Source organism: Planctomycetia bacterium (assembly GCA_034440135.1).
GTDB lineage: Bacteria > Planctomycetota > Planctomycetia > Pirellulales > JALHLM01 > JALHLM01.
Genome location: JAWXBP010000389.1, coordinates 1 through 5,328, shown reverse-complemented (window position 1 = coordinate 5,328; position 5,328 = coordinate 1). Strand labels below are relative to the sequence as shown.

General features: G+C 57.6%; 6 protein-coding genes. 4 read left to right on the top strand and 2 right to left on the bottom strand.

What is annotated here, in order from left to right; translation table 11 throughout:
• Positions 1-140: 140 nt before the first annotated feature.
• Both SGJ19_23255 and SGJ19_23250 read right to left on the bottom strand, forming a co-directional pair.
• A complete protein-coding gene (locus SGJ19_23255; GenBank protein MDZ4783175.1) occupies positions 141-356 on the bottom strand; it encodes a hypothetical protein in 216 nt (71 codons plus the stop codon).
• A gap of 70 nt (positions 357-426) precedes the next feature.
• Positions 427-945, bottom strand: a complete 519-nt coding sequence (locus tag SGJ19_23250; GenBank protein MDZ4783174.1) for a transposase family protein — start codon at positions 943-945, stop codon at positions 427-429.
• A gap of 269 nt (positions 946-1,214) precedes the next feature.
• On the opposite strand from SGJ19_23250, the gene SGJ19_23245 reads away from it, so the two are divergent.
• From SGJ19_23245 to SGJ19_23230, 4 genes are all read left to right on the top strand, one after another.
• Positions 1,215-1,589: a hypothetical protein gene (locus SGJ19_23245; GenBank protein MDZ4783173.1), complete on the top strand. Its 375-nt coding sequence runs from the start codon at positions 1,215-1,217 to the stop codon at positions 1,587-1,589.
• 51 nt (positions 1,590-1,640) lie between these two features.
• Positions 1,641-2,018 carry a hypothetical protein gene (locus tag SGJ19_23240; GenBank protein ID MDZ4783172.1) on the top strand — a complete coding sequence of 126 codons (378 nt, stop codon included), beginning with the start codon at positions 1,641-1,643 and terminating at the stop codon, positions 2,016-2,018.
• 132 nt (positions 2,019-2,150) lie between these two features.
• On the top strand, positions 2,151-2,369 hold the full coding sequence (locus SGJ19_23235; GenBank protein MDZ4783171.1) for a hypothetical protein: 219 nt from the start codon (positions 2,151-2,153) through the stop codon (positions 2,367-2,369).
• 364 nt (positions 2,370-2,733) lie between these two features.
• The coding region (locus SGJ19_23230) for a phage/plasmid primase, P4 family (GenBank protein MDZ4783170.1) at positions 2,734-5,328 on the top strand (2,595 nt) is incomplete at its 3' end.

Here is a 5,328-nt window from a genome sequence, read left to right as displayed (position 1 = left end):
TCAAAGTCCTCAAACGTATGGCCTACGGCTACCGAGACGACAACTACTTCTTTCTCAAAATCCGCCAGGCTTTCCCCGGAATTGGGTGAAGAACCGAAAATAACGCGAGTCGGTCGACTGCACCGTGCCGTCAGCGGCGATTACGTCCCGATCAACACGCAGCGCAATTTGCGCTCCGGGAAAGTCCAATTGCTCACGAACGTAACGGGCGTTGTCCAGGTTGAACCACAGCCGGCGACGAACGATGAGGTCCCCTTTTTTTCGCTGGTTTCTGCGGCGGGCGGACGTTTCTCCGCCTGGCCCAAGCATTGTTGCACGGCGTCGAGCGCGTCCGGTTGATTGCCTTTGATCTGCACGAGGTAATCGCATCGAACTCCAAGAGCGCCGTCAACAACGGGCGTTGGGCGAACATGGCATCGCCGGTGATTAACTGGAGCAGCGGGAAACGCTCGAACAACTCGGCCAAGTGGCGTCGCAACACCGCCGGTTCGTTCGACTTCTCGTCTTGACCGACCATTGGCCGAGCACCAGTTTCAGATCATGCACTAGCGCGCTGAGCATGTGCACCGGCTGGCCGTCGGGATCGAGACCCTGGCAACTCGTCTTGCCATCCACCGCGGCCACGAGCGGGCCGTCGGGCAGCACCTGCTGCACCCAAGCGAGAAACACCGCGGAAAAATCCGCCAGCGAGCAAGCCGCCAACGCGCGGCTGATCGTCGTCGCATGCGGCCGCTTCGCGCGCGTAAATCCGAGCGGCTCTTTCAATTCGTCCCAATGCGCTTCGGCCCAGCGCTCCAGAACCGCCATCTTGCGAATCCGCGCCAGCAGCCCGAGAAACACCAGCGACAGCACCGCCGGCAACGGATGACGCTTGCCACGGGGATCGCGAAAATCGCGAACCTGGGAAAACACTTCCACCAACGAAGACAATCCCGGAGACGACATACCAGGGCTCCACTCCAACGAGCCAGCCCTGGCCCAAGCGGTCCATCCCGCCACAATGGCTACCTCTCACTACGCAACCAATCCCCCACCAGGTTCGCCAAATCGAGAACGTAGTCGTCCTGTAGCGCTGGCTTAGTTGGCGTTTTCCGCGACGCCGCTAAAATAGTGCATCGGGTTCGCGGCCGATCACCGCATTGCTCGCCGTGGCGCGTTTTCCCTCACCTGGGTCGCGTCACGGCCGAGCGCCCGCCCTTCAGGTGAGGCCCCCAATGGAACGGAAACTATCCTCGTTCGCGGAAGCTGACCAACAGTGGAAAATCGAACAAGATGCGGTAAAGCAGCAAGCGCGGCACGAGCATTCGGACAAAACTCGATGGAAATTCCTCAATGACAAAGTCAAGAGAGTGGACTTTCCACATCCACTCACAAGACGACCGCCGTTCATCTTTTTCTCTCAATTCGCGGCGGCCCTTTGCGCGGCCGCAGTGCACCTAAAATCTCAGTCGGAACTTTGGGACAAGCTTCAAACAGTGATGGAATGGTGTAATCCCGAAGGGGTAGAAGCCTTGCAAATACTCGAACTAGCGTCAGAAGGTAAGAAACAGGATGTCGCCGAGGAGTTGAGTCAATACCATCCTTGGTAGCCGAGCGGGAAACGCATTTTTGGCTGGCTCAGGAATGACTTTGATTGCTTTTTGCGCGGTCACGTCAAGGACTACAACGATTTCAATCGACCAGAACCCAAGGAAACGAAAACTGAAACGGAGTTGACAGAGTCAGCACAGCCCACGATTCCTCACGTTCCCTTATCCTATTACGATGCAACGGAGCAGGCGGTCAAGTGGCTCGGAAACTATCCGGCGACAAAAGCACAAACGCGCAACGCAACAATGGCTTGGATGGCCGATGAATGTCAGCTGTCGAATGCCAAAATCAGAGATTGGTGGATCGAGAATAACTGGCCGCTTTTACCTACCAGTCCAACGACGAACAAGTCACAACTGGCGGCAAACAACATTAAGACGTACGTTAAACGCGGGAGGGAACTTGCTCGCGACGAGCAAAAATCTTGAAAATGTCCCCTATGTCCCCGTCGATGTCCCGGTATTTGTCCCCGTGTTTGTCGCCCCCGTTCGGGATTTGACTGTCCCCTGATCCTCTTCTATAGGATTCACTCGTCGTTAGGAAACTAACCGGAGTGAATCATGGCGCGCGGCTTTTATTCTACACGCGAAGTTGCCGAACTTGTCGGCACTGACGAATGGCGCGTGCGGCGTTTGTTCGAATGCGGCGAACTCACGGAGCCGCAGCGTTTCGCAGGCAAACGCGTCATTCCTTCCGCATTGGTGCCGCAAATCGTCGACGCACTTCGCGCGCGCCGCTGGTTGCCTCTTCCGCCACGGGAGGCCGCGACAAGTGTCTGACGCATTCGTATTGCAAGCCATCGACGAAAAGCTCAATGACTTGTTGCGGCGCAGCGCCGCGGCTCCCGTGCGATTTCTGACTGTCGACGGCGTGGCTGCCTACAGTGGACTCTCAACGAAGTCGATTCGGCGACTCATCTCCCGTGGAGACCTCGTCGCTTACCGTCCAGTCCGCGGTCGACTGCTGATTGATCGTCATCAGTTAGACGCATTTATTCTTGGGGCAACAACACGCGTCCGTGCTGGACGCGGCATTCGATAAGTGATTCTTGGACCTGCGAGTTGTCGGCGAGGCGTATCATTTTTGGCATGTAATGATGGAGCGCTCGCGAAGAAACAGCCGCTGTCGGAAGGGGACATCCAAATGATTGCCTCGACGAACGGACACACGACGAATGGCATGACGCCGATCGACTTCTTAAACGCACTGTTCACCGTTGACGACTACGTCGTGCTGCGCCCTATCGAGGTATACATCGACGGCGGCAAGAAGGTGAGCAAGGTCGACTACAAGGGGATCGAATACGGTCGGAACGGGACGCTGGAGAAGTGCCTTGCTCGGCAGACTTGCCGCTCCGAAGAAACTCTCGCGAATGTGTTCTTTGGAGCCTGCCCACGCTCCGGCGGCGACGGTCGCTTTGACTTGGCTTGGCAGATTCGTACGGTGCGCGCGCTGTGGTCCGACATCGATCACATCACCGTCGAGGAGGCCCAAGCGAGGGTCGCAAACGCCGGCCTGCCACAGCCGTCGATCATCGTGAAAAGTGGCAACGGGGTGCATCTGTATTGGCTGCTTGATGTGCCGTACCACGTCGACGGCGTTGATGAACGTCCGGTTCTCTTGGAGTGGCCTGACAACGCGGATCCCAAAACAGGGAAGAAGAAACCGCGTGCGTACATCACAGACCCGCAGAACCAAGAAAAGCTCTATCTGGATATACCGGCAAACCGGCCATCGTTATCGGCGGACGCAATCTTGGTCCAAGACGTGCTCGCCGGCATCGCGGACAGAATTGGCGGCGATCACACAACAGATCTTTCGAGACTGCTTCGAATCCCGGGCACGTTGAATCGCAAAGACGAGCGCAACGGTCGCGAGCCTTTGCCCTGCGAGCTGGTTCTGCTGGATGGCGCGAGACGCTATTCATTTGACACCTTCCGGAAATTTGCCGAGAACGCCCCAACGCGTCGTGAGCGTGTCGACGTGGAGAATGTCAAGTTGCCGACACCGCGCGCTATGACGCCGTCAAAACGCGACAAACTGAATGAGTTGGCGTTGGTCTGCGCGACAGCCCCCGATCGCTCTCGTGCCGATTGGGCACTAATTTGCCAAGCTATTGAGAAGGGATGGGACAAATCTGAGGTTTGGGCGGCCGTGGCGAACGTCGGTAAATTCGCCGAACGTGGCGAACCGTACTTCCTCGACACCTGGATTAAAGCGGAAGCACACACGAAGCGCCAGATTCTCGATGATAGTCGCGCTGAAGCGAACAATGTCGGCGACGGTTACGACCCTTATTCAGAAGGCGAAGACAGCGAGGCCCCCAGCGCCGTGGCGCTCGCGAAGCTGATCTATGCTGATGACCATTTTGCTCAGGATGCGGGTGGCAAGGTCTATCATTTTGCGGGTGGTGCTTATCGCCCGCGCGGGGAACAGCGAATTCGCGCTCCTGTAAAGGCGATCTGTGCGGAACTCCTCTGCGACGACGATTGGTCGAGCCGCCTAGCCAATGAAACGGTCGAGTACATCCGAGTGGACGCACCGGAACTTTGGGAGCGCCCCCCGGCCGACACTCTAAATGTCAAGAATGGCTTGTTGGACGTAGCAACCCTCCAGCTGCGCCCTCATTCACCTGAATGGCTGTCGCCGGTGCAAGTTCCGGTGGAGTTCGACCCGGAGGCGACCTGTTGCAAGATCGACAAGTTCTGTGCTGATACATTTCCGACCGACAATCTGGCGTTAGCGTACGAGATCGTCGCCTGGCTGATGTTGCCGGATGAAGCGATCCAGAAGGCAGTTTTGCTCATCGGTTCAGGGGGGAACGGCAAGAGCCGCTACTTGCGGATGGTGTTGAACTTCCTGGGGCGGAGCAATGTCTCCAGTCTATCGTTGCATCGCCTCGAAGCTGACAAGTTCGCTTGCGGGCGCTTGGTGGGCAAACTGGCGAATATCTGCTCCGACCTGCCGTCGGAACACTTGGAGGGGACGAGCGTCTTCAAGGCGATCACGGGGGGCGATGAGCTGACCGGTGAGCACAAGTTCCACGATTCGTTCGACTTCCGCCCTTATTGCCGACTGCTCTTCTCGGCCAATAACCCGCCGCGGGCGCAGGACGGCAGTGAGGGCTTCTTCGACAGATGGCTCGTCGTGCCGTTCGAACGCCGCTTTCGCGGCGAGGGTGGGGAGATCACCTCGGCGGTGCTGGACGTATTGCTCGGCGAACCAGGGGAGCAGTCGGGCCTGCTGAATCGCGCCTTGGCTGCCTTACCTACGTTGCGCGAGCGAGGACGATTCTCCGAGTCAGCAAGCACGCGTGCGGCATTTTCCGAATTCCACGCGACCACAGACCCGCTGGCCGTCTGGCTCGATGCCAATACGGTCGACAATTCGTCGGCGGTGACACCGCAAAACACGATGTTCGGGTCCTATGCCAGAAGCTGCGAACAGAAAGGTGTGGCCCCCACGACGAAGAACGCATTTGGACGGGCGCTTCATCGACATCGCCCGAGCGTCACTGACAAACAGCGCACAGTTGGCGGCAAACCGAATCAATGGTGTTACGTGGGCATTGGCCTGCGCTGTGACGATCGAAGCGACGTATTTTCCACAGACCGCCCAGATTTCGGTTCGGGACAACACGAACAACGCGATCAACGCGATTCGCCTTATCTTGTTCACGCACGCGCGCGGAAAAAAGCGGAAACGGAAAATGAATCGCTGCTGTTGGAACAAGATAGG

Bases quoted from the DNA above. Each gene is read 5' to 3' on its own strand.
- SGJ19_23250 (MDZ4783174.1), bottom strand. From the start codon at position 945: ATGTCGTCTCCGGGATTGTCTTCGTTGGTGGAAGTGTTTTCCCAGGTT.
- SGJ19_23245 (MDZ4783173.1), top strand. From the start codon at position 1,215: ATGGAACGGAAACTATCCTCGTTCGCGGAAGCTGACCAACAGTGGAAA.
- SGJ19_23235 (MDZ4783171.1), top strand. From the start codon at position 2,151: ATGGCGCGCGGCTTTTATTCTACACGCGAAGTTGCCGAACTTGTCGGC.